Genomic DNA, 2,542 nt, shown 5'->3' with positions numbered 1-2,542 from the left:
TGGACGGCAACCATACGCATGATCCGTTTTATCTGCATATCGATTGCTTCGATCCCCACGAACCTTGGGATCCGCCGGAAGATTTGCTGAAGATGTTCGACCCGCGCGGCTATGACGTGGAACGTTGGAACTCGATGGTGCCGTACGACGAATGGGAGCGGCATATGACGCCCGATCAGTTGAGACATGTGCAGGCGAGGTATGCGGCGCAGGTTGTCTTGACCGACAAGTGGCTCGGACATCTGCTGGACAAGATGGACGAGCATGGGCTGTGGGAGTCCACCGTGCTGATCTTCACGACCGATCATGGCACTTACAACGGCGACCGCGGCCGCATCGGCAAGCTGCAGACGCATCATTTTGCTTCATGCAGCCGGCTTCCGCTTGTGATCGCGCATCCGGATGGTCCGCAGGGCGAACGGCGCGAGCAGCTCGCGCAGCTTGTCGACATCTACCCGACGGTGCTTAGCGTGCTTGGAATCCCGTGTCCGGAGGGGATACATGGCGTCGATCTTGTACCGGCCGTCATGTCGCCGGATGCGCCGACGCGCTCTTACGCGATCACCGGCATGTACGGGCGCAGCGTATCGCTGACGGACGGGCGATGGATGCTGCATCAGGCGCCTGTAGCAAGCAACAAACCATTGTACTGGTACAGCCATCATGCCGCCAAATTTATCGAATACGAGCTCGGTCCCGTCGAAGAAGGCCGCAGGGCCGTCGTTACGGCCTCATGGCCGGAGTCGACATGGCTGACCTGTTTGTCGGAGGATCCGGGCGAAACGGTAAACCGAGCGGCGATTTATCCGGACAAGCTCGCCGTCATGCGAGGGGCGCTGCGCGAAAAGCTCGCGGAGCTGGGCGCGCCGCCCGAGCAGGCGGTACGGCTGGGGCTGTAGGGAGACGTTCATCAACAGGAGAGGAGCCGGAGCAATGACAACAATGGCGAGAGACGGAGACAACTGGTTCTGGGATTACACAAGGCAGGTGCATGTGGACTTTCATATGCCGGAATTTCCGGTCGGCGCGATCGCGAAGTTCGATGCCGAACAATTTGTGCAAACCTTCGTGCGCGCCCGGGCCAACGTAATCGGGGTATTTACGAAATGCCACTTCGGCAACGCCTTTTACGATAATGAATACGGACATAAGCATAACGGGCTTAAGGGCGACTTCTTCGGGGAAGTGCTGGCAGAGGCGCGCAAATACGACCTTAAAGTTATCGCCTATTATTCGCTGGGCACGGATGCCTACGCTGTGACGCAAAATCCCGACTGGTACCAGATCGACGAAAACGGCAACGTTCGCGGCTCGGAAGGGACGGTATGGGAGCTGCCTTGCCTCAACAGTCCGTACCGCGAGGAACTGGTTATTCCGCAGGTGCGCGAGATTACGGAGAAGTATGTCTTCGACGGCTACTTGTTCGATATTCCGTACCAGCATAACCATATATGTTTCTGCACGTACTGCCGCAAAAAATTCCGCGAGGAGACGGGCCGAGAGCTGACGACGGAGCTGTACCTCGACGAGCCGGAAACGGTCAGGGACTTCGGCCGCCGCACGGCGATCCGCACGATGCAGGAGATCCGCGAGCTGGTAAAGGCGATCCGGCCCGAGGTGCTGGTCAACTGCAACGGCGCTTGGCGAATGGGCGAGCCGGAGGAGCTGAACCTGACGAGCGATTACGGTTTGTGGGAATCGCAGCCGTCGGCGACGGGCACGTTTTACAACCATTCCATCCGTGCCCGCTATGTTCGCACGCTGGACGTGCCGGTACAGATCATGACCGTGCGGTTTACGGAAGGCTGGGGCCTTATGTCGTGCAAGACGCCGGAGCAGCTCAAATACGAGTTCGCGACGATTTTGGCGAACGGCGGCATCGTCAATATCGGCGACCAGGTGCTGCCGGACGGAACGCTGCAACAGGGCGTTTACGACGTAATCGGCGAAGCGTTCGAATTTGTCGAGCAGCGCGAAGCGTATTGCCTGAGAGCGCGGAGCGTGGCGCACATTGCTTTGATCGGCACCAATACGACGAACTGGTATCACGACAAGGATGACGCCTCCACGTTCGGTGCGGCCAAAATGCTGCTGGAGGGACATCACCAGTTCGACATCTACTGCAACAGCGCCTTCCCGGAACTGGACGGCTATAAGGTTGTCGTGCTGCCGGAGACGGTGGAGCTGGACGAGGCGGCGCAGGAGCGCATTCGCCGGTTCGTCGCGCGCGGCGGCTTGCTGCTGGCGGAAGGCGCGGCCACCTTGGGCCGAGCGCCTGTTGCCCAGTCGACAACAGGCGCCGCATTGACAGCGGCCGCGCCAATCGAGGCCGCTTCGGCAAGCGAGGTGTCTGTTCGAGGCAGCGCAGTGCCTGGCAGCGGTGCATCGGGTCTGTCGAAGGCCGGCTTCCTGCGCTTCGGTCTTGCCGACGTCTTCGGCGTGGAGTATCGGGAGCGGACGCCGTATCCGTTTGCGTATATGACCGAAGACGAGGAGCTTTGGCAAGGTATTGCCCGCATCCCGCAACTGGTCGAGGAGCCGT

2 protein-coding genes are annotated in these 2,542 nt (G+C 60.0%); both read left to right on the top strand.

Annotated elements, in window-relative coordinates:
* On the top strand, positions 1 to 899 hold an 899-nt coding region (locus PAT3040_RS19080; RefSeq protein ID WP_181376718.1), incomplete at its 5' end, for a sulfatase family protein.
* A 34-nt stretch (positions 900 to 933) separates the two neighbouring features.
* Positions 934 to 2,542 (top strand): alpha-amylase family protein (locus tag PAT3040_RS19075; RefSeq protein WP_146200473.1); only part of this gene is annotated, 1,609 nt, incomplete at its 3' end.

Source organism: Paenibacillus agaridevorans (genome assembly GCF_003112455.1).
Taxonomy (GTDB): domain Bacteria; phylum Bacillota; class Bacilli; order Paenibacillales; family Paenibacillaceae; genus Pristimantibacillus; species Pristimantibacillus agaridevorans.
This window is presented reverse-complemented; position numbering and strand designations above follow the sequence as displayed.